A 26,394-nucleotide genomic window follows, 5' to 3' on the forward strand; every position below is an offset into this window, starting at 1 on the left:
GGCTGGCGGATCGCTATAATCGGCGGCTTTTGTTCATGAGTGCGGGGTAAGGGATGCGCGACCGACTGTTAGCGGCAGAGAAAGTGAAGGCCATCCAATGGCGTGATGGCGCGCTGCACCTGCTCGATCAGCGTGCCTTGCCGTCTCAGGAATCCTGGGTTGCCTGCACTACTGTGGCTGAAGTAGCCGATGCCATACGCACGATGGTAGTGCGCGGCGCCTCGGCCATTGGTATCAGCGCCGCCTATGGCCTGGTGCTCGCCGCCCGTGAATCCATGGCTGAAGGCGGTGACTGGCAGGCTGCGTGGGAAGAAGGCTACGCGCTATTGGCCGATACCCGTCCGACGGCGTCGAACCTGTTCTGGGCTTTGAAGCGCATGCGTGATCGCCTGGACCGCGTCAGCAAGCACGCCGACCCGCTGGCGGCGCTGGAAGCCGAAGCCATTGGGATCCATGAAAGCGACCGGGAAGCCAATGTGGTCATGGCCCAACTGGGTCTTGAGCGGATTCGCAAGCACCAGGGCAACCCCCAGGCGATCCTGACCCATGGCAATACTGGCGCACTGGCGACCGGCGGTGTCGGCACGGCCCTCGGGGTGATTCGTGCGGCCTTCCTGGAAGGCTTGGTCGAGCGTGTCTACGTCAACGAAACGCGGCCTTGGCTGCAAGGTTCGCGGCTGACGGCGTGGGAGCTGGCGGGCGAGGGCATCCCGGTCACGGTGAATACTGACTCGGCCGGCGCGCATATCCTCAAGACCAAAGGGGTGACCTGGGTGGTTGTCGGTGCCGACTGCATTGCCGCCAATGGTGATGTGGTGAGCAAGATCGGCACTTACCAGTTGGCCGTGTGCGCCATGCACCACGGCGTGCGTTTTATGGTGGTGGCGCCGAGTTCGACGCTGGATTTGATGATGGCAACGGGCGATGACGTCGCGCTGGAAGAGCGTGATCCCGGTGAATTGTTGGATGTCATGGGGCAGCGCTTGGAGGTGGCTGCTTTTAATCCGGTATTTGACGTGACGCCAGCCGACCTGATTGATGTGATCGTCACGGAAAAGGGCGTTGTTGAGCGTCCGGATACGGCCAAGCTGGCCAAGTTGATGTGCCGTAAGCGCCTGCATTGAGGGCTTTGCTGTCTGTGGAACCGTCATCGCAGGCCAGCCAGCTCCCACACTCACTGTGTTCACAAATCAACATGTGGGAGCGGGCTTGCCCGCGATTGGCCTTAAAAGTCAATAAACCCCTCGCATCTGCCCCGGAAAAATAGCACCACCCTATCTCTGAGCCTCTCTCGTCGCCTTCAAGCCTGTCATCCGTCAACTTACTATGCTCCATGCGCATCAGGGGGATAGGTGCGTGGCGGCGATTGTGATAACATCCGGCGGTTTCCAGGGCTGCCTCAAGGGGCCGCCTATAACGTGCAGATCCGTGTCATAACTCGTTGATTTGTCGTAAGTCGTTGTCAGGCACTCTGCCGGCAGCGGCGAGCTTCGTTCGTCCCATAGGATGTGACGAGGTTTCACCCGAAAAAGGAATCAGGCTTCTCATGGGCGAACTGGCCAAAGAAATCCTCCCGGTCAATATCGAAGACGAGCTGAAACAGTCCTACCTCGACTACGCGATGAGCGTAATTGTCGGGCGGGCACTGCCTGATGCGCGCGATGGCTTGAAGCCCGTGCACCGGCGTGTGCTGTTCGCGATGAGCGAGCTGGGTAACGACTGGAACAAGCCGTACAAGAAATCTGCCCGTGTTGTCGGTGACGTGATCGGTAAGTATCACCCTCACGGCGACACTGCGGTGTACGACACCATCGTTCGGATGGCCCAGCCGTTTTCCCTGCGCTACCTGCTGGTAGACGGCCAGGGTAACTTCGGTTCGGTCGACGGCGACAACGCCGCGGCCATGCGATACACCGAAGTGCGCATGACCAAGCTGGCGCACGAGCTGCTGGCCGACCTGCATAAAGAAACCGTGGACTGGGTGCCGAACTACGACGGCACCGAAATGATCCCGGCGGTCATGCCAACCCGTATTCCCAACCTGCTGGTCAACGGCTCCAGCGGTATCGCCGTGGGCATGGCCACCAACATCCCGCCGCACAACCTCGGTGAAGTCATCGACGGTTGCCTGGCGCTCATCGACAACCCTGAGCTGACCATCGATGAGCTGATGCAATACATCCCCGGTCCGGACTTCCCGACCGCCGCGATCATCAACGGTCGCGCCGGCATCATCGAAGCCTATCGCACCGGTCGCGGCCGCATTTACATGCGCGCCCGCTCGATGATCGAAGACATCGACAAGGTCGGTGGCCGCCAGCAGATCGTCATCACCGAACTCCCATACCAGTTGAACAAGGCGCGTCTGATCGAGAAGATCGCCGAGCTGGTTAAAGAGAAGAAGCTGGAAGGCATCACCGAGCTGCGCGACGAGTCCGACAAAGACGGTATGCGCGTGGTGATCGAGCTGCGTCGTGGCGAAGTGCCTGAGGTGATCCTCAACAACCTCTACGCCCAGACCCAGCTGCAAAGCGTGTTTGGTATCAACGTGGTTGCCCTGATCGACGGCCGCCCGCGCATCCTGAACCTCAAGGATCTGCTGGAAGCCTTCGTGCGTCACCGTCGCGAAGTGGTCACCCGCCGTACCGTGTTCGAACTGCGCAAAGCGCGCGAGCGCGGCCACATCCTGGAAGGCCAGGCGGTTGCGCTGTCGAACATCGACCCGGTTATCGCGCTGATCAAGGCTTCGCCGACGCCGTCGGAAGCTAAAGAAGCGCTGATCAAGATGCCGTGGGAATCCAGCGCCGTCGTGGCGATGGTTGAACGTGCCGGTGCCGATTCGTGCCGCCCGGAGACCCTGGACCCGCAATACGGTCTGCGCGACGGCAAGTACTTCCTGTCGCCGGAACAGGCCCAGGCCATCCTGGAACTGCGTCTGCACCGCCTGACCGGTCTGGAGCACGAGAAGCTGCTGGCCGAGTACCAGGAGATCCTCAACCAGATCGGCGAGTTGATCCGCATCCTCAGCAGCGCTGTGCGCCTGATGGAAGTGATCCGCGAAGAACTGGAAGTGATCCGTGCCGAGTACGGCGACGTGCGCCGCACCGAAATCCTCGATGCCCGTCTCGACCTGACCCTGGGTGACATGATCCCGGAAGAAGAGCGTGTGGTGACCATCTCCCACGGTGGCTACGCCAAGACCCAGCCGTTGGCTGCGTACCAGGCTCAGCGTCGTGGCGGTAAAGGTAAGTCGGCTACTGGCGTGAAGGATGAGGACTACATCGCTCACCTGCTCGTCGCCAACAGCCACACCACGCTGTTGCTGTTCTCCAGCAAAGGCAAAGTGTACTGGCTGAAAACCTACGAAATCCCGGAAGCCTCGCGCGCCGCCCGTGGTCGCCCGCTGGTTAACCTGCTGCCGCTGGACAGTGATGAATACATCACCACCATGTTGCCGGTTGACGAATACACCGAGGGTCACTTCATCTTCATGGCGACCGCCAAAGGCACCGTGAAGAAGACTCCGCTGGAATCCTTCAGCCGTCAGCGCAGCGTGGGCCTGATCGCCCTGGAGCTGGATGAAGGCGACGTACTGATCTCCGCTGCCATCACCGATGGCGAGCGTGAAGTCATGCTGTTCTCCGACGGCGGCAAAGTGACTCGCTTCAAGGAATCCGACGTGCGTGCCATGGGCCGTACCGCTCGCGGTGTGCGCGGCATGCGTCTGCCGGAAGGGCAGAAGCTGATTTCGATGCTGATCCCGGAAGAAGGCAGCCAGATCCTCACCGCTTCCGAGCGCGGTTATGGCAAACGTACTGCCATCAGCGAGTTCCCGGAGTACAAGCGTGGCGGCCAGGGCGTTATCGCTATGGTCAGCAACGATCGCAACGGCCGTCTGGTCGGCGCGGTCCAGGTGCTCGATGGCGAGGAAATCATGCTGATTTCCGACCAGGGCACCCTGGTACGTACCCGTGTGGCTGAAGTGTCGAGCCTGGGTCGCAACACCCAAGGCGTGACGCTGATCAAGCTGGCCAAGGACGAAAAACTGGTCGGCCTGGAGCGTGTGCAGGAACCGTCCGAAGTCGAAGGCGAAGAGCTGGAAGAAGGTGAAGTGTTTGACGGCGAGGTGATCGCAACCGGCGATGACCACGTCGACGAGCCAACCCTCGATGCTGCCGCAGACGACGAAGAACCGCAGGAATAAGCGGACACACAGGGGGCGGATGAAGATTCGCCCCCTTGTTGTTTGTCCCCTTTGAAATACTTGGCTTTTGTCTGGAGCCGTTCCCTGTGGGAGCTGGCTTGCCTGCGATAGCATCACCGCGGTACCCGTTGAACTACCGAGGTGCCTGTATCGCAGGCAAGCCAACTCCCGCATGGGTTTGCTTCAGATAAAGGTTGTTGCCGAACATGATTGCAGCCCCAACCAGATCAGAGTGAGATTGGATGTGAGCAAGAGAGCCTATAACTTCTGTGCCGGTCCCGCGGCGCTTCCTGAAGCAGTCCTGCAGCGCGCGCAGGGTGAACTCCTCGACTGGCATGGAAAAGGCCTCTCTGTGATGGAAATGAGCCATCGCAGCGATGAGTTCGTGTCCATCGCCACCAAGGCCGAGCAGGATCTGCGCGACTTGCTGGGCATCCCCTCCAACTACAAAGTGCTGTTCCTGCAGGGCGGCGCGAGCCAGCAGTTCGCCCAGATCCCGCTGAACCTGCTGCCGGAAGACGGCACCGCCGACTATATCGACACCGGTATCTGGGGGCAGAAGGCGATTGAAGAGGCCTCGCGCTATGGTCACGTCAATGTAGCCGGCACCGCCAAGCCTTACGACTACTTCGCCATTCCCGGTCAGAACGAATGGAAGCTGTCGAAGGATGCTGCCTACGTTCACTACGTAGCCAACGAAACCATCGGCGGCCTGGAATTCGACTGGGTGCCGCAAGTGGGTGATGTGCCGCTGGTGTGCGACATGTCCTCGGACATCCTCTCGCGCCCGATTGATGTGTCCCAGTACGGCATGATCTACGCCGGCGCGCAGAAGAACATCGGCCCCAGCGGTATCCTGGTCAACATCGTTCGTGAAGACCTGCTGGGTCGCGCGCGATCGGTGTGCCCGACCATGCTCAACTACAAGGTCGCGGCCGATAATGGCTCGATGTACAACACCCCGCCGGCGTTCGCCTGGTACCTGTCGGGCCTGGTGTTCGAGTGGCTCAAAGAGCAGGGCGGTGTCGCCGCCATGGGCAAGCTCAACGAAGAGAAGAAGCGCACCCTGTACGACTTCATCGACGCCAGCGGCCTGTACAGCAACCCGATCAACCTGACCGACCGCTCGTGGATGAACGTGCCGTTCCGTCTGGCTGATGATCGTCTGGACAAGCCATTCCTGGCCGGTGCCGACGCACGTGGCCTGCTGAACCTCAAGGGCCACCGTTCGGTAGGTGGCATGCGCGCCTCCATCTACAACGCTGTCGACATCAACGCCATCAAGGCGCTGGTGGCCTACATGGCAGAGTTCGAAAAGGAACACGGCTAATGTCTGAGCAAGAACTCAAAGCTCTGCGCGTACGCATTGACAGCCTGGACGAGAAAGTCCTGGAGCTGATCAGTGAGCGCGCGCGGTGCGCCCAGGAAGTTGCACGAGTGAAGATGGCGTCTCTGGCGGAAGGCGAAGTGCCGGTATTCTACCGGCCTGAGCGCGAAGCCCAGGTGCTCAAGCGCGTCATGGAGCGCAACCAGGGCCCGCTGGGCAACGAAGAGATGGCGCGGTTGTTCCGTGAAATCATGTCTTCGTGCCTGGCACTGGAGCAGCCGCTGAAAGTGGCTTACCTCGGCCCTGAGGGCACCTTCACCCAAGCAGCAGCCATGAAGCACTTCGGCCACGCCGTGATCAGCAAGCCGATGGCGGCGATCGACGAAGTGTTTCGTGAAGTGGCCGCTGGTGCGGTGAACTTTGGCGTGGTGCCGGTGGAGAACTCCACTGAAGGCGCGGTCAACCACACGCTGGACAGCTTCCTTGAGCACGACATGGTGATCTGCGGTGAAGTTGAGCTGCGTATCCACCACCACTTGCTGGTGGGCGAGAACACCAAGACCGACAGCATCAGCCGTATCTACTCCCACGCTCAGTCCCTGGCCCAGTGCCGCAAGTGGCTGGACGCCCATTACCCGAATGTCGAGCGCGTGGCGGTGTCCAGCAACGCCGAAGCGGCCAAGCGGGTCAAGGGTGAGTGGAATTCGGCGGCGATTGCCGGCGATATGGCCGCTGGCCTGTACGGCCTGACGCGTCTGGCCGAGAAAATCGAGGACCGCCCGGACAACTCCACGCGCTTCTTGATGATCGGCAGTCAGGAAGTGCCGCCGACCGGCGACGACAAGACTTCGATCATCGTCTCCATGAGCAACAAGCCCGGCGCGCTGCATGAGCTGCTGGTGCCGTTCCACGACAACGGGATTGACCTGACGCGAATCGAGACGCGCCCTTCGCGCAGCGGTAAATGGACTTATGTGTTCTTTATCGACTTCATCGGCCATCACCGCGACCCACTGGTTAAAGGTGTGCTGGAGAAAATCAGTCAGGAAGCCGTAGCACTCAAGGTGCTGGGCTCTTACCCGAAAGCGGTTTTGTGAGGCTTTAACATGAGTGGCAACTTCCTCGCCCTGGCTCAGCCGGGCGTGCAACAACTGTCGCCTTACGTTCCAGGCAAGCCTGTGGACGAGCTGGCGCGTGAGTTGAACCTGGACCCGTCGAAGATCGTAAAGCTGGCCAGCAACGAAAACCCGCTGGGCCCAAGCCCCAAGGTGTTGGCGGCGATTCGTGAAGCGCTGGCTGAGCTGACCCGCTATCCGGACGGTAACGGTTTTGCCCTCAAGTCCCTGCTGGCGGAAAACTGCCGGGTCGAGCTGAACCAAGTGACCTTGGGTAACGGTTCCAACGACATTCTTGAGTTGGTCGGCCGCGCCTACCTCGCGCCTGGCTTGAATGCGGTGTTCAGCGAGCACGCGTTTGCCGTCTATCCGATTGTCACTCAGGCGGTGGGTGCTGACGCGCGCGTTATTCCGGCCAAGGATTGGGGGCATGACCTGCCGGCCATGCTGGCGGCCATCGACGCCCAGACCCGTGTGGTGTTTATCGCCAACCCTAACAACCCGACCGGCACCTGGTTCGATGCGCAGGCGTTGAACGACTTTCTGCAAGACGTACCGGAGCACGTGCTGGTAGTGCTGGACGAGGCCTACATCGAGTACGCCGAAGGCAGCGACCTGCCGGACGGCCTGGATTTCCTCGCGGCTTACCCGAACCTGCTGGTGTCGCGTACGTTCTCCAAGGCCTATGGCCTGGCCTCGCTGCGGGTGGGTTACGGCCTGTCCACGGCGGTGGTGGCCGATGTGCTGAACCGCGTGCGCCAACCGTTCAACGTCAACAGCCTCGCCCTGGCGGCGGCCTGTGCGGCGGTGAAGGATGCCGAATACCTGGAAGAAGGCCGTCGCATCAACGAAAGCGGCATGCTGCAACTGCAGGAAGGCTTCCGTGAGTTGGGCTTGGGCTGGATTCCGTCCAAGGGCAACTTCATTTGCGTCGACCTTGGTCAACCGGCTGCGCCGGTCTTTCAGGGCCTGCTGCGCGAAGGCGTGATTGTGCGCCCGGTGGCCAACTACGGCATGCCGAACCACCTGCGTATCACCATCGGTTTGCCGGCGGAAAACAGCCGCTTCCTGGAGGCGTTGGCCAAGGTTCTGGCTCGTGGTTGATGTCACTGCATTGCAACCTGCTGTGCCTATGATCGGTCGCTTGGTGGTGGTCGGTCTGGGGTTGATCGGCGGCTCCTTTGCCAAAGGCCTGCGTGAAAGCGGGTTGTGCGGCGAAGTGGTCGGTGTGGACCTGGACCCACAATCGCGCAAGTTGGCGGTTGAGTTGGGCGTGGTGGATCGCTGTGAAGCTGACCTGGCGCTCGCATGCCAGGGCGCGGATGTGATCCAGCTCGCTGTGCCGATTCTGGCCATGGAGAAGCTGCTGGCTTTGCTGGCCGAGATGGACTTGGGCCAGGCGATCCTGACGGACGTCGGCAGTGCCAAAGGTAATGTGGTGCGCGCGGCACAACTCGCGTTTGGCGGCATGCCGGTGCGTTTTGTGCCGGGCCACCCGATTGCCGGTTCCGAGCAGAGTGGGGTGGAGGCGTCCAATGCGCAGCTGTTCCGCCGCCATAAGGTGATCCTGACGCCACTTGAGCAAACCGATCCGGCGGCGTTGGCTGTGGTTGATCGGCTGTGGCGCGAGCTGGGCGCGGATGTCGAGCATATGCAGGTCGAGCGCCACGACGAAGTGCTGGCGGCGACCAGTCATTTGCCGCATCTGCTGGCGTTTGGTCTAGTTGATTCTTTGGCCAAGCGTAACGAAAACCTCGACATTTTCCGCTACGCCGCCGGTGGCTTCCGCGATTTCACGCGCATTGCCGGCAGCGACCCGGTGATGTGGCACGACATCTTCCTTGCCAATCGCGAGGCGGTATTGCGCACCCTGGACACCTTCCGCAGTGACCTCGACGCCTTGCGCGACGCGGTGGATGCCGGGGACGGCCATCAATTACTGGGCGTTTTCACCCGTGCAAGGGTGGCGCGTGAGCATTTCAGCAAGATCCTGGCTCGCCGGGCCTACATGGAAACTGCCGTGAACGCCGATGAGCTGACCTTTCTCGCCAACCCGGGTGGCCGCTTGAGCGGGCAGATTCGGATGCCGGGCGACAAGTCGATCTCCCATCGCTCGATCATGCTTGGTTCATTGGCCGATGGCGTGACCGAGGTTGAAGGTTTTCTTGAAGGTGAAGATGCCCTGGCAACCTTGCAGGCGTTTCGTGACATGGGCGTGGTGATTGAAGGGCCGCACCATGGGCGCGTGACCATTCATGGCGTTGGCTTGCATGGCTTGAAACCAGCGCCGGGGCCGATTTACCTGGGTAACTCCGGGACGTCCATGCGCCTGCTGTCCGGGTTGCTGGCGGCGCAGAGCTTCGACAGTGTCTTGACCGGTGATGCTTCACTGTCCAAGCGCCCAATGAGCCGCGTGGTCACGCCGCTGCGGGAAATGGGAGCCGTGATCGAGACCGGGCCGCAAGGGCACCCGCCGTTGACCATTCGCGGTGGCCAGGCATTGAAGGGGCTGACCTATACGCTGCCGATGGCCAGTGCGCAGGTCAAATCCTGCCTGTTGCTGGCAGGTTTGTACGCCGAGGGTAAAACCTCGGTGACTGAGCCGGCCCCGACCCGTGATCATACCGAGCGAATGCTGCGCGGCTTCGGGTACCCGGTGCAGGTGCAGGGCGCTACGGCGTCGATCGAGTCGGGCCATGCATTGACCGCCACGCATATTGAGGTGCCGGGGGATATTTCTTCTTCTGCATTCTTCTTGGTGGCGGCGTCGATTGCCGAAGGCTCCGAGTTGTTGCTGGAGCATGTGGGGGTCAACCCGACACGTACCGGGGTGATCGATATCCTGCGGCTGATGGGCGCGGATATCACCCTGGAAAACCTGCGTGAGGTCGGCGGTGAACCGGTTGCGGACCTGCGCGTGCGTGCTGCTGCGCTGAAGGGCATCGAGATTCCTGACGCGTTGGTGTCGCTGGCTATTGATGAGTTCCCGGTGTTGTTCGTCGCGGCGGCCTGCGCTGAGGGCCGCACTGTATTGCGCGGCGCTGCAGAGTTGCGCGTGAAAGAGTCCGACCGTATTCAGGTCATGGCCGACGGTCTGTTGGCATTGGGCGTGAAGTGTGAACCGACACCTGATGGGATTATCATTGACGGGGGCCTGATAGGCGGGGGCGACGTGCATGCCCATGGCGACCACCGGATTGCCATGGCCTTCAGCGTGGCGTCCTTACGGGCTACTGCGCCGATTCGTATTCGTGACTGCGCCAATGTAGCTACATCTTTTCCGAATTTTCTTACACTGTGTGCCCACGTCGGCATCCGTGTTGCCCAAGAGGCTCAATTGTGAATATCAAAGCACCGGTGATTACCATCGACGGGCCAAGCGGCTCGGGCAAAGGCACCATCGCCGGCATTCTGGCCAAGCGCCTGGGCTGGTGCCTGCTCGATTCCGGCGCGCTGTACCGCGTGCTGGCGTTTGCCGCACGCAACCATGGCGTCGACCTGACCAACGAAGAATCCCTGAAGCTGCTGGCGGCGCACCTGGATGTGCAGTTCGTCGGCGCGACGGAAGGTCATCCGCAGCGCATCATCCTTGAAGGCGATGACGTCACCGATGACCTGCGCAACGAACAAGTCGGTTCCTGGGCTTCGCAGGTTGCCGCGCTGCCGGCCGTGCGTGACGCATTGCTGCAGCGTCAGCGGGCTTTTCAGGAGCCGCCGGGCCTTGTCGCCGATGGTCGTGACATGGGCACCGTGGTGTTTCCGGAAGCGCCGCTGAAGATTTTCCTGACCGCCAGCGCCGAGGAACGGGCTCGCCGCCGTTACTTGCAGTTGAAGGGAAAAGTCGATGGTGTTAGTCTGTCGAGTCTGCTAGATGAGATCCGTGCACGCGATGAGCGTGATACCCAGCGTGCGGTAGCCCCGCTTAAGCCGGCGGCTGACGCCATACAGCTGGATTCCACGGAGTTGTCCATCGAGCAGGTGCTGGAACGCATCTTGAGTGAAATCGCCATTCGCGATATCGCCGGGTGACCAAGAAGGCTGCAGGGGACCAGTCATAGTCCTGCGGTGCTTCTTCTAATTGAAACTAACCCACACCGTCTGGGGTGTGGAGATGGGCGTATTCTTCGCCCTTATCAACAGGAATTAAAATGAGCGAAAGCTTTGCGGAACTCTTTGAAGAAAGCCTAAAAACCCTGAACCTTCAGGCTGGCTCCATCATCACCGGTGTTATCGTTGATATCGATTACCAAGCTCGCTGGGTAACCGTTCACGCTGGTCTGAAGTCTGAAGCTCTGATCCCGCTGGAACAGTTCTACAACGATGCTGGCGACCTGACTATCAATGTCGGTGACGAAGTTCACGTTGCTCTGGACTCGGTTGAAGACGGTTTCGGTGAAACCAAGCTGTCCCGTGAAAAAGCCAAGCGCGCTGAATGCTGGATTGTTCTCGAAGCAGCCTTCGCAGCTGAAGAAGTGGTCAAGGGCGTTATCAACGGTAAGGTTAAAGGCGGCTTCACTGTCGACGTTAACGGCATCCGTGCGTTCCTGCCAGGTTCTTTGGTCGACGTTCGTCCAGTGCGCGACACCACGCACTTGGAAGGCAAAGAACTCGAATTCAAGGTCATCAAGCTCGACCAGAAGCGCAACAACGTTGTCGTTTCCCGTCGCAGCGTGCTGGAAGCAGAGAACTCCGCCGAGCGTGAAGCTCTGCTGGAATCCCTGCAGGAAGGCCAACAAGTCAAAGGTATCGTCAAGAACCTCACCGATTACGGCGCATTCGTCGATCTGGGTGGCGTCGATGGCCTGCTGCACATTACCGACATGGCTTGGAAGCGTATCAAGCATCCTTCCGAAATCGTCAACGTTGGCGACGAGATCGATGTCAAGGTTCTGAAGTACGATCGTGAGCGTAACCGCGTTTCCCTGGGCTTGAAGCAGCTGGGCGAAGATCCATGGGTTGCTATCAAAGCTCGTTACCCAGAAAGCACTCGCGTAACCGCGCGTGTTACCAACCTGACCGACTACGGCTGCTTCGCAGAGCTGGAAGAAGGCGTGGAAGGCCTGGTACACGTTTCCGAAATGGACTGGACCAACAAAAACATCCACCCTTCGAAAGTCGTACAAGTCGGCGACGAAGTGGAAGTTATGGTTCTGGACATCGACGAAGAGCGTCGTCGTATCTCCCTGGGCATCAAGCAGTGCAAATCTAACCCATGGGAAGATTTCTCTGGCCAGTTCAACAAGGGCGATAAAATCTCCGGTACCATCAAGTCGATCACCGATTTCGGTATCTTCATTGGTCTGGATGGCGGCATCGACGGCCTGGTTCACCTGTCCGACATCTCCTGGAACGAAGTTGGCGAAGAAGCTGTTCGTCGTTTCAAGAAGGGCGACGAGCTGGACACCGTTATCCTGTCGGTTGACCCAGAGCGCGAGCGCATCTCCCTGGGTATCAAGCAGCTGGAAAGCGATCCGTTCTCCGAGTACGTTCAAGAGAACGACAAAGGCGCAATCGTTAAAGGCATCGTGAAAGAAGTTGACGCCAAAGGCGCCATCATCACTCTGGCCGACGATATCGAAGCGACTCTGAAAGCCTCCGAAATCAGCCGTGACCGCGTTGAAGACGCGCGTAACGTTCTGAAAGAAGGCCAGGAAGTAGAAGCCAAGATCATCAGCGTTGACCGTAAGAGCCGCGTAATCCAGCTCTCCATCAAGTCGAAAGACGAGATCGAAGAGAAAGAAGCCATTCAAAGCCTGCGCGATAAGCCAGCTTCGTCTGAGCCTTCTGCTGGTCCTACCACTCTGGGCGACCTGCTGCGTGCACAGATGGAAAAACAGAACTAAGTTCTGTCAGACCATAGAAAAAGGGCGACTTCGGTCGCCCTTTTTTGTGCCTGAAATTTGTTGAATCAACAACCTCGAACCAAGTCTTACAGCGGGGTGTCAGAACTGACTATAGTTTTCATACGCGCTATTTCGTGTTGTTGCTTCAATAAGGATTTGAATGAACAGGTTTATTGTCGTTTTCTCAATGATGCTGCTTGCTGGCTGCTCCACCAGTGCCAAGACTCACGCCAGGCACGGCGTCAGCGGCATCGAGATTGACTGTTCAGGGCTTGGCTCCAATTGGGAGAAGTGTGAGAAGCGTGCTGCCCGCGAGTGCAAGATGCAGGGCTACAAGGTTGTAGCTCGTTCCAGCGACGCCAAGGATGAAGAGGGTGACTATCTGTTTGGCTGGAACCCGGCTGGCGCGGTGACCCGCACGATGCTGGTGATCTGCAAATGAGGGCGCTGGCACTTTTTATGGGCGTAAAACGAACCTGCAGATAAGTTAGGGTGTGGGCTGTTCAAATTCACCAAGTCATGCTAAAACCTCTGAAGCGCTTTTCCTAGCTGCTTGAAAAAGAAGGGAAAAATATGACGAAGTCGGAGTTAATCGAACGAATTGTCACCCATCAAGGGCTGCTTTCATCCAAGGATGTAGAGCTGGCTATCAAGACCATGCTTGAGCAAATGTCCCAATGCTTGGCCACTGGGGATCGAATCGAGATCCGGGGCTTTGGTAGCTTTTCCTTGCACTACCGCGCACCGCGTGTGGGCCGTAACCCGAAAACCGGGCAGTCCGTCAGCCTCGACGGCAAGTTTGTGCCGCACTTCAAGCCGGGCAAGGAGTTGCGGGATCGAGTGAACGAAGACGAGGAAGAAGGCGTCTGAGTGGTTTTGGGGTAGGAGTAAGTTATGCGTGGGATCAAGCGCGTTTTGCTGGTGTTAGTCGCTCTTCTCGCTGTTTTGGCGGTGTTGGCGTTTGTGCTTGAAAACCAGCAGGGAGTGGCATTGTCCTTCCTGGGGTGGACTACAGGGCAATGGCCGGTAGCGGTGTTTGTTACGCTGGCATTGATTGCCGGGATGTTGATAGGTCCGGTTCTTGGGGTGCTGGTAGGGTGTAAGGTGCGCCGTAAGCAGTCTGTCTAGTTAGGTTGAGTCCCTCTCAGCCCCGCCCTTAGCGGTAGACTGCTGTCGACTAGCCAGCAGGCGCACACACGGCGCGCGCTGCTGACAGGCCAGCCCGATGATCAGGCGTTATCTTTAGGGCGCTTACGCAACTCATAAAGTTTGAACGGTAACTTGAGTAAAAGCATGGGTAGGTTGGTGCAGATGCCGTTTGTGCGGCAAGCGTCCACAATCTCCATGTTCAGTCTCAGGCTGCTCTTAAATCCTGCCGTGCTCGCGCCTCCCGATCGCATGCGTACCAATACCTTATCGAGGTACGAGTACTTGAGGCGGTGCACCATGAAAAGCCTGACAAAGAACTCAAAGTCCGCGGAAATCTTGTACTTCAAAGAGTATGAGCCGACTTTATGGTAAGCCGACTTGCGAATGTATGTCGCCGGATGAGGCGGCATCCATCCAAAACGCATTTTCCAGGGGGCGAACCGATTGCCGCGGTAAAAGCGTGTCACTGTTTGCAGGTCGGGATCGTCCACAAACACAACGTCGCCGAACACTGCATCACTTTCCGGGCGGCGCTCGAAGGCTTCCACCACAGCAGAAACGCTGGTGGCGCTTTCATAAAAGTCATCGGAGTTCAGAATCCCAATGACATCACCTGTGGCCAGGGCTACACCCTTATTCATCGCGTCATAGAGCCCTTTGTCCGGCTCGCTGACAAAGCGGCTGATGCGATCACCATAAGACTCGATAATCGCCTGAGTGCCATCTTTAGAGCCCCCGTCCACCAGAATGTATTCTATGTTGTTGTGGTCTTGTAAAAAAACGGACTCTATCGTGTCTCGAATCGTACCGGCGCTGTTATAGCAGACCGTAATAATTGATACCTTCAAGACAACCTCTTATGTGCGACCGTACAGGTCTTCAAAGCGTACGATATCGTCTTCGCCGAGATAGGAGCCGGATTGCACTTCAATCAGTTCCAGTGGAATAACGCCAGGATTCTCCAGAGTGTGGACTTGGCCAATGGGAATGTACGTGGATTGGTTTTCAGTCACCAGGTAGGTTTTGTCACCGTTGGTGACTTTCGCAGTGCCACTCACAACGATCCAGTGCTCGGCTCGGTGGTGGTGCATTTGCAACGAGAGTCGTGCGCCAGGATTAACGGTGATGCGTTTGACCTGATACCGACTGCCGTTATCAATCGAGTCATACATACCCCACGGACGATAGACTTCGCGATGATCCAGTGACTCACAACGGCCTTCACTTTTGAGTCGATCAACGATTTTCTTCACGTTCTGCACTTGGCTTTTATGGGCCACCAGAACGGCGTCTTTGGTTTCAACTATCACTAGGTCGTTGACGCCTACAGTGCTGACCAAGCGACTATGCGAGTGTACGAACGTATTATTTGTCTGCTCGATCAGTACGTCGCCGTGACAAACGTTGCCTTGCGCATCCTTGCTACCGACCTCCCACAGTGCCGCCCACGAGCCGATATCGCTCCAGCCCGCATCCAGCGGTACTACCACTGCATCAGCGGTTTGCTCCATCACGGCGTAGTCGATCGACTCGGCCGGGCAGTTTGCAAAAGCCTCTTTGCCGACACGGGTAAAGTGCATATCCTGCGTGCCTAGGGCGATAGCACTGCGGCAAGCGGCGAGGATGTCTGGACGAAATTTTTCCAGCTCTTCCAAGTAACGACTGGCTCGAAACATGAACATGCCGCTGTTCCAGAGGTAGTTCCCGCTGGACAGGTAAGTGCGAGCGGTTTCCTCATTCGGCTTTTCTACAAAGCGTGCCACGCGAAAACCACCGGCGTCGACACTCTCACCTTTTTCGATATAACCGTAACCGGTCTCCGGTTGAGTCGCCACAATTCCAAACGTGACCAGCTTCCCGGCATGAGCCAGGGGTAACGCTTGCCGGATGCAGTCTTGGAATGCTTCGGCGTCTTGGATCAGATGATCGGCTGCCAGCACCAGCAGTAAGGGATCCTGCTCATCAGCGCACGCCTGCAAAGCTGCCAGGGCCACGGCCGGCGCGGTATTTCGGCCCACTGGTTCCAGAAGGATATTGGCGTCTTCCAGTCCCAGGCGCCGAAGTTGCTCGGCTGCCAGAAATCGATGTTCTTCATTGCAAATCAAGCGTGGTACGGCGACATCAAGGCCGTCCAGACGCTTGATCGTAGCCTGCAACATGGACAGCTCGCTGTCAGCCAGGCAGAGGAACTGCTTTGGGTTGAGCTGACGCGAAAGCGGCCAGAGGCGAGAGCCAGAGCCGCCGGCCATAATTACCGGAATCAACATTTAATCTTCCCTTGCATTCAATTCGTTGGTCGCGCCCGCGGTAGGCTGAGCGGCGATGTCCAGCATGGTCTTCGCGACGGTCTCCCAGTCCCTGGGGATCGTTGTCAACTGCTCACTCCAGTCTGGCCAATAGCCGGCTGAGAGCCTTCCGTGCAGTTCGTTTACGGCATTTTTCAGCGAGTCTGCGTTATCTGCGCGAAAGTATATCGCCCCGTCACCACACAAAACTCGCGCGTAAGGCAGATCCGGGCAGATGATCGGCAGTCCTGCAAACATCGCTTCCACCAGTGGAAACCCATAGCTCTCATCGGTTGAGAGAAACAGTAGCGCATCCACTTGGCTATAGGCCTGCAGCATCTTCTGCGCAGACAGCATGCCCACGCAACGTAACCCTGTAAGGCTGGGAGCAGGATTGTTTTTTTCCTCGAGGGTGAGATCGAGCTTCGCTACGGGCCATTGTGTCATATTGATATTATTGACGGCGGCGAGCAGCTTGTGATTTTTGTGGGGATACCCCGCAGCCGGATAAATCATATGTAAAGGTCCGGCGGCAGCTCCCACACGCCCTGTGCGGCGAAGATCGGAGTTCAGCAGCCATACAGGTACCGGTTGAGGCACGACATGCACCCGTGAGCGCAGTGAGGGGTATGACTCAATCAAAGCGTCACGCATCAACGTTGTTTGCACAATAAACGCTTGTGCGTACCGCAGGTTTGAGCGAAACACCCACCTGAGCAGCGCCAGCTTGAGACCGCCAACGCTCCAGGAGAATCTTTCCGGCCGCAAAAGGTGAGAGTTCTGTACGAACACCGTTTGCCGAGCTGCGCAGCGAATGGGCAGGTCGCCCATCACCAGCAGGGGGGGCTCCCCACTGAAACGCCGGCCGAGATAGAGGCATTCCACCAGGCGCGAAAGGGCGTTGGGAAGGTAGCGCCGATAACTCGTTACTTTTATCGAGCCGTCCGCACTTTGGTAGGACGCAAGATCTCCCCTGTCGGGCAAATAGGCTTCAACAATACGCACGCGCTTGTTGCGCTCCAAGGCCGGTAGCAATGACTTGAGCAATTGCACTGCGCCCAGGCCTGCGATGTTGGTCAGGTGCAGGCGAACAGAATCTTGGCTCATGGGATGATTATTCCGGATACCAGGGGGAAGCGATGGTGGCTTTGTCCCCAGGTTTTGCGCGAAGCACCGCCAGCATGTAACTGGCCGCGACGTTTGGCTGGATGGCTTCGGCGGCATGTCGCGTGGCGGCGCGCATCGCGAGCAGGCGTTCGGGCTCGGAAGCTAATGCAGTGATGATCGATTCAAGTGCGTCCGGGCTCTCGGCATCGTAGACCGCACCCGCAGCAAATTTCTCAACCAGCACACGAGCGCCTACCTTATCGCTGCAAATCACCGGAACACCCGCGCACAGGGCCTCATTCACCACAACTCCCCATCCGTCATAGCGACTCGGCAAAACAAGCACATCGTAGGTGGAGACGATTTTTTGCGTACTGCCGAATGCAATGGTGCCCTGGTAACGGGTTCTATCGTTATCAAAGACAAATGATGAAGGATCTCCAGGCCCGTAGACATCTAGCGTGACAGCTGCTTTTGAGCGCGTGACGGCCTCTATCAGCAGGTCCAGGCCTTTGCGTGTAATCAGTGCCCCAACAAAAACCACTCTCAACGGTTGGCCGTCTTCGCGCGTTTGCGAGGTGCTTGGTGGGGCGCTTTCAAGAGAGGGAATAAAGTAGCCGAATGGGAACAATTTGTTTTTAGCAACCCCCGAATCTGAATATTGCGAGACTGCTTTCGAAGAGATCGAAAACACCCCGGACATGCGTCGCTTCAGCAAGGTCATGTAGGTCTTGTAAAGGCACGGCCGCAGCATCGCCTTGAGTTTTTGCAGCGTCATTCGTCCATCGCTGAAGTAGCCTTGGGCGATCGGGGAATAGGGCTCTGAGACAATATAAAACTCGACACGAAATACCAGTGCCAGCAACAGGCAGTACAGCATTCTGGTGTTTTGGAATGCACTGCCGAACACGTGTACGTCGTGCCGGTGCTCGCGCATTTTTTGGAGGCAGTAGGCAAGCCCGCCATGCGACGGTATCAGGCGGCGTTCGATCGATTCGACCTGGGTGTCTTGCCAGCCTTGAGCGCGGCGGGTCGCATCCTCCATCGTCAATACGTAGGCTAGCACCGGTACGCCGGCCTGTTGAGCGAGTGCCTCGTAAGTGAACGCCTGATGATCTGTCAGTACGGGTTGCCAGGTAACGAACATGGGTTGTTTTGTCATGGTCGCCCACCAAAAATAAAACCGAATACCGCTTCACCGGCCAGTTGCGGTGCGCATCGAGCAATAACGGCTTGCTGGCCCTGGAGAGTACGGGCCTGCATGGCTTCGGGCTGCTCGACGATGTTGCGGAGCAGCTCCGCCAGTTCTTTTGGGTCATTGCGCGTCAGGTACAGAGCGCCGGAACCTAATACCTTGCGTACATCGCTTATGTCCGTACTCAGAACCAGCAGGCCTGCCTCGGCAAACTCAATGACCTTGGAGGGGAACGTCGTGTCAGCCAACGGCCCGCCTACAGGTTTGAGTGCCAGCCCCACACGGCATCGATTAAGTACTTCTGCGTACTGCGCATCAGTTGTGCGGCCATGCACTGTAACGTTGGGGGGGGCATTTTCAATGGCCAGAGCCTGGAGGGCGTCGAGCGCTTCGCCTTTGCCGGTTACTTCGAATTGCAGTTTGTGCACCCAGTCGCCGGGTTCTTGTCGTAGCAGACGGATCGTTTCAATCAGCAGGTCTGCACCTGTGTCCGTATTGAGTGTTCCGGCCATCAGAATCGACAGGGGGCTGCTACTCGACTTTACGTCGAATGCCTTTGTGGAGGTCGACCCGTAATAACAATGTACAGGGCGAATGCGGGTCATATCCTCTAACGCGCTGCACGCCAGCAATGCGCCGTCCGGACACAAACGGTCATATAGCCAGGTGATCGAGCGGCCCAGCAGTGCTTTCAGACGGCCACTGTTTTGGCCCGCTACTTCTCCATCCTCAAGGTCGAGAAAACGTTTGTAGCCTGTCGCCGACGCTGTCAGCAGAAGAGGCAGGTAGGCGCTCATGCGGTTGTAGAAAATCACTGCTTTTTTCTGGTTGGACGAGAGCCGAAGCAGCGCTCCGATCAGAAAGAACAGCGAAAGAAACTGGGAGAAAAACCGAACGTGTGAAAACGGCGCGTAAACCACCGGCACGCCAGCTACTCGCCTCACAAATCGCGGGAAATAAGTAAAAGACCCGTTGGCGCGGCCTCGGCCCAAACTCAGGATGCAGGGGCGTGCGCCTGCTTCGCGCAGTGCCTGGCAAAGCATAAGCACTTTGCGCGAGGCTGCCGGGCTATCACTGACAATGCCTCGTTCAAGGCGAGTTTTGTCATCCAGTGCGTTGCATACCACTAAGACTAAAGGCCGCTTCATGTCAGCTGTCTCTTCACGACAGCTGGCACGCCGGCAACCAGCGTATGAGCAGGCACATCACGCGTCACCACGGCACCTGCTGCAATAATGGCGCCGTCGCCGATGGTGACGCCCCCCAAGATGATGCTTTTGGCTCCCACCCAGCAGCCGTCGCCCACCACGATAGTGCGTGCCGTACCTTGGCCTGCACGGCGTTCTCCCGTGCCGATTTCATGACTGCCTGTGACAAATTCAACGCCCGGCCCAAAGTCGCATCGGGAGCCGATTTGAATATCAGCCTCCTGATGGGTATGAAAGACCGCCCCTGGACTGAGCCAGGTTCCTTCGGCGATGATCAGGCGGCCCCGACCGTAGATCCATCCTCGTCCGCAAAATTTCACATTCGACTGCAATTCGACGCCCGCAAAGCGCAATAAAGCGGCTCGGGCGGCAAACAGTCGAGAGGGTGGAAGGAGCGAAAGAATAATGTTGATTAGGTGTCTGATCATAAGTACCGACTAAGCCTCAACCGGGAATGCCCCGGCGGGATGAGGTTGCTACCTGCAGAAAAGAAAATCGTGATGACTATCTGATGGAGGGGAGGGCGCTTGGCGATGGCCCCAGTGGGGCCATGCCATGCGCCTTGCAGCTAGCGCGAGCGCGCGTGCAAGGCATTCTCGGAAAACCAGGCGTAAGCATCACGCAGCCCATCTTCCAGGCTGATAGTGGCGTGCCATCCCAGTTGTTCCAGGCGCGATACGTCCATCAGTTTTCGGGGCGGACCGTCCGGCTTGCTCGCATCAAAGCCCAGGCGGCCTTTGAACCCTGTGACCTTGGCAATGGTTTGAGCCAATTCCCGGATGGTGCAATCTTTACCGGTGCCGACATTGATGTGAGAGAGCATGGGTTGGGTATGGGCGCCATACTGCTCCTGATCCAACTCCATGATATGCACTGACGCACTGGCCATATCATCGACATGCAGGAACTCGCGCATGGGGGCGCCACTGCCCCAGATAACCACTTCCTCTACACCCTGCTCGACTGCATCGTGGAAACGGCGCAGAAGGGCCGGAATGACATGGGAATTTTCCGGGTGAAAATTGTCATTCGGACCATACAGGTTGGTCGGCATGGCGCTACGGTAATCACGCCCATACTGACGGTTGTAGCTTTCGCACAGCTTGATCCCGGCAATCTTCGCAATCGCGTACGGCTCATTGGTCGGCTCAAGCACACCCGTGAGCAAAGCCTCCTCGGCCATCGGTTGCTGGACCTTGATCGGGTAAATGCACGACGATCCCAGGAACAGCATTTTCTGCACATTGTTTTGGTGCGCAGCGTGGACGAGGTTCGCCTGCATCATCAGGTTTTCGTAGATGAACTCTGCCGGGTAAGTGTTATTGGCATGAATGCCACCTACCTTGGCCGCCGCCATGTAGACCTGCTCAATCTTGTTTTCGGCAAAGAACGTCGCGACCGAATGCTGATCCAGCAGATTCAATTGAGCCCTGTCGCGGGTCACAATATTGGTGTAACCCAAGGCTTGCAGGCGTCGCACAATGGCCGAGCCGACCATCCCCTTATGGCCGGCAACAAAAACACACTCGCTCAATTGGCGTGACATCCTAGTTCTCCAGCGACACCGGCAAATCGTAACCATGGTTCTTCAGCAACGCATGGCGCTGGGCAACCTTCAGGTCTTCGCGAACCATCTCGGCGCACATTTCCTGGGCGGTGATTTCCGGCACCCAACCCAGCTTGGTTTTTGCCTTGGTTGGATCACCCAGCAAGGTTTCAACTTCTGCCGGGCGGAAGTAGCGTGGGTCGACACGCACCAGGGTGTCGCCCACCTTGAGTGCTGGAGCCTTGTCGCCGGTGATGGATTCAATAATGCCGCGTTCGTCCACGCCGGTGCCTTCAAAGCGCAAGGTCAAGCCGAGTTCGGCAGCAGACCAGCGAATGAAGTCACGCACGGAGTACTGCACACCGGTTGCAATCACGAAGTCTTCAGGGACGTCCTGTTGCAGCATCATCCACTGCATGCGGACGTAGTCCTTGGCGTGGCCCCAGTCGCGCAAGGCATCCATATTGCCCATGTATAGGCACTGCTCAAGGCCTTGGGCAATGTTTGCCAGGCCGCGTGTGATCTTGCGGGTCACGAACGTCTCGCCACGGCGCGGTGATTCATGGTTGAAGAGAATGCCGTTGCAGGCATGCATGCCATAGGCTTCGCGGTAATTGACCACGATCCAGTAGGCGTAAAGCTTGGCCACCGCATACGGCGAACGCGGGTAAAAAGGCGTGGTTTCCTTTTGAGGCGTTTCCTGCACTAGGCCGTAGAGCTCAGAGGTAGAAGCCTGGTAGAAACGGGTTTTCTTCTCGAGTCCGAGCAGGCGGATAGCCTCAAGAATACGCAGGGTGCCCATGGCATCCACATCCGCGGTGTACTCAGGCGACTCGAAGCTCACGGCGACGTGGGACTGTGCGCCCAGGTTGTAGACTTCGTCAGGCTGAACTTCCTGAATGATGCGGGTCAGGTTCGATGAGTCGGACAGGTCGCCGTAATGCAGGATGAAGCGCTGATTATCAACATGCGGATCCTGGTAGATGTGATCGACACGTTGGGTGTTGAAGGACGATGCACGTCGCTTGATACCGTGGACTTCGTAGCCTTTTTCCAACAGCAACTCAGCCAGATAGGAGCCGTCCTGGCCGGTGATCCCGGTAATCAGCGCTTTTTTCAGGGTCATGTCTACGTCCTAGAATTCTTTGAATATTTAGTTAAATCGAATTAAGCATGCTGCTAATGACTTCGGGCATTGTCGACTGGGCTTTCCATCCCAGAACGCGTTCGGCCTTGGCCGGATCCGCACGACTGATCAACAGATCTGTGGGTCGAAAGAACTCTCTCGATTGGTCCACGTAATCTGTCCACTCGAGGCCCAATTGAGTAAAAGTTTCTGCTACGAAGGCTTCCAGTGTATGGGTCTGGCCGGTAGCGATCACGAAATCACTTGGCTCATCACACTGCAGCATTCGCCACATGGCATCGACGTACTCTGAGGCGGCTCCCCAGTCACGTGCTATATCCAGTCGCCCAAGCGTTAATCGCTCGTCGGAACCCGTAGCAATGCGTTTGGCTGTAGTTACAATTTTTTGTGTAACAAACCTGGTCGGGCGTAATTCTGATTCGTGATTGAATAAAATACCGGTGCAAGCGAAAAGATTATAAGCCTCGCGATAATTATCGACCAGCCAGAAAGCGGAGGATTTAGCTACCGCATAAGGGCTGCGAGGATGGAACGTCGTATTCTCCGACGCCGGCTCGCCATTAGTGTCGCCAAAACATTCGCTGGACCCTGCCTGATAAAAACGAATTGGCCGCTCCGTCATCCGGCAGGCCTCGAGCATGTTCAGCGTCCCAAGGGTGATGCTTTGAATTGTTTCGGCGGGTTGTTCGAAAGACAGCCCGACAGATGATTGGCCAGCCAAAAAGTATACTTCGTCAGGCTGGCTGCGCTTTAGCGCCATAAACACGCTGCGAAAGTCTTCCGGCACCATCGACAGGAGCGTTAACTTCGAGGCAATGCCCAGCCGCTTCAGGTTGGCGAATGAAGAACCTTGCGCATCTCTGGAAGTCCCCCAGACGGTGTAGCCCTTATCGAGCAGGAGCTTCGCCAGGTAAGCGCCATCCTGACCACTCACGCCACAAATCAGGGCTGTTTTTTCTGAATATTCCAAAACATTACCTTTGTAAGGACTGGTAGATCGCCAAGGTTTCCTGGGTGCAGCGCTGCCATGAGAAATGCTTCAATCGCTCATGGCCGAGCTCAACCAGCCTCGCGATTTCATTGTCAGAGTAAACCACTCTTTCTATCGCTCCGGCCATTTCGTCGCCATTGAGCGGGTCGAACAAGACGCCGGCATCGCCAATAACCTCGGGCATTGAGCTTGTGCCACTGCTGATGACGGGGCAGTCGTGCGCCATGGCTTCCAAGGGAGGAAGGCCAAAACCTTCATAAAGAGAGGGATAGACGAAGGCTTTGGCACCTTCATAAAGTTGGCCCAGGACTGCGTCATCGCCACCGACTTGGCGTAATTGGCCGGCAGAAAAGCCGAGCTGTTGAGCGTGCTCCAGTTCGCTTGCCGAAAAAGCGCCGCCGCCGAAGGCGACTATATCAAAGTCGGCTTTTAACCGATGTGAGCTCGCTACCGCGTCAAGTAACCCTAAGAAGTTCTTGTAGCCGTGACGACTTCCGACATACAGCAGATACGGCTTGGTGGATGGGCCGGCAACTTCCTGCGAGGCGCGCTTAAATTGTTCGAACCCCAAATGGACAACGGACAGTTTGCTTTCGGGCACCGCAAACAGTCGCATGAGGTCCTGTCGCGTACTCTGCGAAATACAGATCACGTGGTCAGCTCGCTCAACGGCACGTCGCTTTAACTGCGTTGTCTGGTCCCGAGCCGAGAAGTTTTCGGGATACAACTCATGGATCATATCGTAGACCGTCAATACGACCGGGCAGCCTTTGGGAACGGCGCTGAAGCGTGAAAAGTAGGTTTCATGAGCCACCTGAGGCCGCCAGGCACGCATTGCGTTGTGACCCAGTAGATGGTTGTAGATCAACGCCAGTCTTGTCGTGCGAGGTGGGTATTGTTCGGCTTTGCGGCCGTGAACGATACCTTCGGGCAGATCCTGCAGATAGAAGTTGCGGTGCAGCGGCGAGAAAATGCCCACCTCGTTGCCGGTGACGGCCATCTGCTCGGCAATCCGAGAAAAATAGCGAGAGATACCGCCGTAGTTTTGCAGGCAGAATATCTGGTGATCAAAAGCAACGCGCATTTTTATTTTTCGCCCTGTGAAAAATAAGATCTTGATAGACCAAGAAAGTCGAGGTGCGCCCTGTCTACGTCAGGGCAGCTGTGTACGGTTAAGTGGGGGTCTTGTTTCACAGTGACTATAACGTGTTTCTCCACTCAATTTTTCGACCGGTAAAGCGGAAAGTAAAGATGCGAAGCCCAACGAGTACATAAGTCACTCCGAGAGAAAACGCCATCGTCAGCAGGTTGTTAAAGGCTAACGTATCGAACAACATCTTCATTGCCAGCAGCGAAGAAAATGCGATCGCAGCGGGTATAAGTATGGCCTCGGCATACCATGTACTGGCTGGCCTGACTTTTAGTTTGCGAAAAATGATGGGTGAACATATCGCGACGTAGCCAACGTTCAGAATCAGCCAGGGCCATGCGCTTCCGTTCAGTCCGTAGTGAGTGGCTAGGTAGTACGTCAGTGGGACCATAAAGACTACTGCCGTCGCATTCTGCCATACGCTAAAGCGCGTCCAGCCATGTGCCAACTGCAGCGCATAAGGCATCTGCATGAACGAATAGAGCATTGTCCCAATGGCGAGGACCATCAGTGGAGCGTTAGCCTGCGTGGCGACGGTTTCGTCCCGGGTCCAGAAAAGCATCAAGGGGTGGCTGTACATCGCCACCCATAGAGAGAATGGAATGACCAGCAATGACAGTACCTGGCTGGCCCTGGTGAACGTGTGAAATGTGTCGGCGGTATTTTGAGCCGCGACGAGTGAGACCAGTTTGGGGTAGTAAACGTTAAATATTGGAGAAATCAGCCTGAATGCCACTGAGCCGACAGTCCAAGCGAGCATGTAACATCCAAAGTCTTTTAAGGGTAATATTTTCGAGAGAATGATTTTATCTACTTGCATTAATAAAAACGCAAGAATGTTGGTTATACCTACTCCGGCTGCAAAACCGCCCAGGCGCTGTATAATATCGAGGGAAAATAGTCCTGCCTCTTTCCACTCCGGCAGACCGTTGACCAGCTTCATGCGCAATACCAAGACGGTGGCCAGGCTATTGATGGCCTGCCAGATCAGAAACGCTTCTACCGTCGGGGAAACGATCCATAATACTAAGGCTGCACCCGCCGCGCGCGTGGTTGCAAAAAAAGAACTGATAGAGTTTAGCGTAACGTGCCGTTGAAGGCCGATGAGGCTGCCGTAGTACAGTGCGATAGGGAACTGCAATAGCAGCGCAACCCCCATTATTCTGAGTGATTGAGTGACCGATTGGATTTTATCCAGGCTGACCGTAAGCCAGTATTCGGCAATCATCGGGGCCAGCAGTATGACGCCTGTGCCGACAGTGATCGCCACTCCCCAGAAGATACACTCCACGCTTTTAAGCGTAAGAATGACCTTTAGCCTTTCGGCTGCTGATGCGGTTTCATACTTGGAGGCCTCTCGGGTTGCGACGGCTCCAAAGCCGCCGTCAAACATCGTCATTGCTGAGGAAAGAATGATAAAGAAACCAACTAGCCCGTAACCTTCTACGCCAATAAATTTAAGGTACAGAGGAACAAAGCAGATGCCCATAAAGGCGATCCAGCCTTGCCCCAGAAAGTTGGCGGATATGTTTTTAAACAAAACACTCATTCGCCGTAACCCCCAACACCCCAGCCAAGCAGGCTTGATGCATTCGGAAACTCAATGAAATCGAATGAGGGTTTCGATTGTGTTCGCGAAGTGCTTTTTGAAGACATAACCCTTAGTCACGGCAAGTAATGAAACGATTGATTCATTATAAAAATAGATATTGGCGATGTGGCAGGGGCGAGCTGGCAATTTTCAGAAATAGGTATACCTGACTCGTCCACCAAAACTGTCGCCCTCATGGGATACATTGCCTATCAACGCTTTTGAAACCGCTCAACCCGCTGGAGCATGGCAGTGACCCATGTTATACGGGCGCTACAGAAGGTTTGGCAGGCGGGAAGCCTAGCATGACCTCGACGCATTAAACAGATCTACGGCCCACGCAGACTCTTGAATTCACATGTAAAAAGGCCGTCGGCAGCGATGGGCGATGGCTGATCTCTCGCAGGCTTCAGAGGCTCTATCCAGCGCGTCGTCCTGCTCCTGAAGATCAAGCCTTATGATGTGCAATTCAGATTCGTCGTACAGAATTTCTGTTCTCTGCCGATGAGTTGGCTTCGCCCAAAACTGCTATTACT

The 26,394-nt window shown here is 56.9% G+C and carries 22 protein-coding genes; 11 read left to right on the plus strand and 11 right to left on the minus strand.

The features are described 5' to 3' along the window. Positions 1-53 precede the first annotated feature (53 nt). The 11 genes from mtnA to K0P33_RS10035 all read left to right on the plus strand — a co-directional run bounded on the left by mtnA (position 54) and on the right by K0P33_RS10035 (position 13,617). Positions 54-1,124, plus strand: coding sequence for an S-methyl-5-thioribose-1-phosphate isomerase (mtnA, locus tag K0P33_RS09985; protein WP_094952924.1), 1,071 nt, complete (start codon positions 54-56; stop codon positions 1,122-1,124). Positions 1,125-1,546: 422 nt separating this feature from the next. Beyond that, entirely contained in the window at positions 1,547-4,204 is a 2,658-nt protein-coding gene (gene gyrA / locus K0P33_RS09990; protein ID WP_242155063.1) for a DNA gyrase subunit A, read from the plus strand. 244 nt (positions 4,205-4,448) lie between these two features. Beyond that, complete coding sequence (gene serC / locus K0P33_RS09995; RefSeq protein ID WP_094952926.1) at positions 4,449-5,534, plus strand: 3-phosphoserine/phosphohydroxythreonine transaminase; 1,086 nt, start codon at positions 4,449-4,451, stop codon at positions 5,532-5,534. After that, the gene (gene pheA, locus K0P33_RS10000) at positions 5,534-6,628 is read left to right on the plus strand and encodes a prephenate dehydratase (RefSeq protein ID WP_094952927.1); all 1,095 of its coding nucleotides are present in this window, start codon (positions 5,534-5,536) and stop codon (positions 6,626-6,628) included. Before serC ends, pheA begins: the two co-directional genes overlap by 1 nt. Positions 6,629-6,637: 9 nt before the next feature. Further along, complete coding sequence (hisC, locus tag K0P33_RS10005; protein ID WP_242155064.1) at positions 6,638-7,750, plus strand: histidinol-phosphate transaminase; 1,113 nt, start codon at positions 6,638-6,640, stop codon at positions 7,748-7,750. A gap of 28 nt (positions 7,751-7,778) precedes the next feature. Further along, positions 7,779-9,989 (plus strand): bifunctional prephenate dehydrogenase/3-phosphoshikimate 1-carboxyvinyltransferase, encoded by a 2,211-nt coding sequence (locus tag K0P33_RS10010; RefSeq protein WP_242155066.1) that lies wholly within the window; start codon positions 7,779-7,781, stop codon positions 9,987-9,989. Beyond that, positions 9,986-10,675 (plus strand): (d)CMP kinase, encoded by a 690-nt coding sequence (cmk, locus tag K0P33_RS10015; protein ID WP_242155068.1) that lies wholly within the window; start codon positions 9,986-9,988, stop codon positions 10,673-10,675. Before K0P33_RS10010 ends, cmk begins: the two co-directional genes overlap by 4 nt. A gap of 119 nt (positions 10,676-10,794) precedes the next feature. Continuing rightward, positions 10,795-12,489 carry a 30S ribosomal protein S1 gene (gene rpsA / locus K0P33_RS10020; RefSeq protein WP_094952931.1) on the plus strand — a complete coding sequence of 565 codons (1,695 nt, stop codon included), beginning with the start codon at positions 10,795-10,797 and terminating at the stop codon, positions 12,487-12,489. 160 nt (positions 12,490-12,649) lie between these two features. Then, a complete protein-coding gene (locus tag K0P33_RS10025) occupies positions 12,650-12,931 on the plus strand; it encodes a hypothetical protein (RefSeq protein WP_094952932.1) in 282 nt (93 codons plus the stop codon). Positions 12,932-13,062: 131 nt separating this feature from the next. Further along, positions 13,063-13,359 carry an integration host factor subunit beta gene (gene ihfB / locus K0P33_RS10030; RefSeq protein WP_003218804.1) on the plus strand — a complete coding sequence of 99 codons (297 nt, stop codon included), beginning with the start codon at positions 13,063-13,065 and terminating at the stop codon, positions 13,357-13,359. Positions 13,360-13,383: 24 nt separating this feature from the next. Beyond that, a complete protein-coding gene (locus tag K0P33_RS10035) occupies positions 13,384-13,617 on the plus strand; it encodes a LapA family protein (protein ID WP_242155070.1) in 234 nt (77 codons plus the stop codon). A gap of 101 nt (positions 13,618-13,718) precedes the next feature. Here the strand turns inward: K0P33_RS10035 and K0P33_RS10040 are convergent, their stop codons facing one another. The 11 genes from K0P33_RS10040 to K0P33_RS10090 form a co-directional block, all read right to left on the minus strand. After that, entirely contained in the window at positions 13,719-14,486 is a 768-nt protein-coding gene (locus K0P33_RS10040) for a glycosyltransferase family 2 protein (protein WP_242155071.1), read from the minus strand. A gap of 9 nt (positions 14,487-14,495) precedes the next feature. Next, entirely contained in the window at positions 14,496-15,905 is a 1,410-nt protein-coding gene (locus tag K0P33_RS10045) for a mannose-1-phosphate guanylyltransferase/mannose-6-phosphate isomerase (RefSeq protein ID WP_242155073.1), read from the minus strand. Continuing rightward, the gene (locus K0P33_RS10050) at positions 15,906-17,030 is read right to left on the minus strand and encodes a glycosyltransferase (RefSeq protein ID WP_242155076.1); all 1,125 of its coding nucleotides are present in this window, start codon (positions 17,028-17,030) and stop codon (positions 15,906-15,908) included. A 7-nt stretch (positions 17,031-17,037) separates the two neighbouring features. Beyond that, entirely contained in the window at positions 17,038-18,192 is a 1,155-nt protein-coding gene (locus K0P33_RS10055; RefSeq protein ID WP_242155078.1) for a glycosyltransferase, read from the minus strand. Next, a complete protein-coding gene (locus K0P33_RS10060) occupies positions 18,189-19,373 on the minus strand; it encodes a glycosyltransferase (protein ID WP_242155080.1) in 1,185 nt (394 codons plus the stop codon). Before K0P33_RS10060 ends, K0P33_RS10055 begins: the two co-directional genes overlap by 4 nt. Further along, positions 19,370-19,861 carry a DapH/DapD/GlmU-related protein gene (locus tag K0P33_RS10065; protein ID WP_242155082.1) on the minus strand — a complete coding sequence of 164 codons (492 nt, stop codon included), beginning with the start codon at positions 19,859-19,861 and terminating at the stop codon, positions 19,370-19,372. Before K0P33_RS10065 ends, K0P33_RS10060 begins: the two co-directional genes overlap by 4 nt. A 140-nt stretch (positions 19,862-20,001) precedes the next feature. Next, positions 20,002-20,979, minus strand: coding sequence for a GDP-L-fucose synthase (locus K0P33_RS10070; RefSeq protein WP_242155091.1), 978 nt, complete (start codon positions 20,977-20,979; stop codon positions 20,002-20,004). A 1-nt stretch (position 20,980) separates the two neighbouring features. Next, complete coding sequence (gene gmd / locus K0P33_RS10075; RefSeq protein WP_242155093.1) at positions 20,981-22,105, minus strand: GDP-mannose 4,6-dehydratase; 1,125 nt, start codon at positions 22,103-22,105, stop codon at positions 20,981-20,983. A 31-nt stretch (positions 22,106-22,136) separates the two neighbouring features. Further along, the gene (locus K0P33_RS10080; RefSeq protein WP_242155095.1) at positions 22,137-23,096 is read right to left on the minus strand and encodes a GDP-mannose 4,6-dehydratase; all 960 of its coding nucleotides are present in this window, start codon (positions 23,094-23,096) and stop codon (positions 22,137-22,139) included. A 4-nt stretch (positions 23,097-23,100) separates the two neighbouring features. Next, the gene (locus K0P33_RS10085) at positions 23,101-24,201 is read right to left on the minus strand and encodes a glycosyltransferase family 1 protein (RefSeq protein WP_242155097.1); all 1,101 of its coding nucleotides are present in this window, start codon (positions 24,199-24,201) and stop codon (positions 23,101-23,103) included. A gap of 115 nt (positions 24,202-24,316) precedes the next feature. After that, entirely contained in the window at positions 24,317-25,816 is a 1,500-nt protein-coding gene (locus K0P33_RS10090; RefSeq protein ID WP_242155100.1) for an oligosaccharide flippase family protein, read from the minus strand. Positions 25,817-26,394: the final 578 nt, after the last annotated feature.

The sequence above is a fragment of the Pseudomonas sp. ArH3a genome, assembly GCF_022648765.1.
GTDB lineage: Bacteria > Pseudomonadota > Gammaproteobacteria > Pseudomonadales > Pseudomonadaceae > Aquipseudomonas.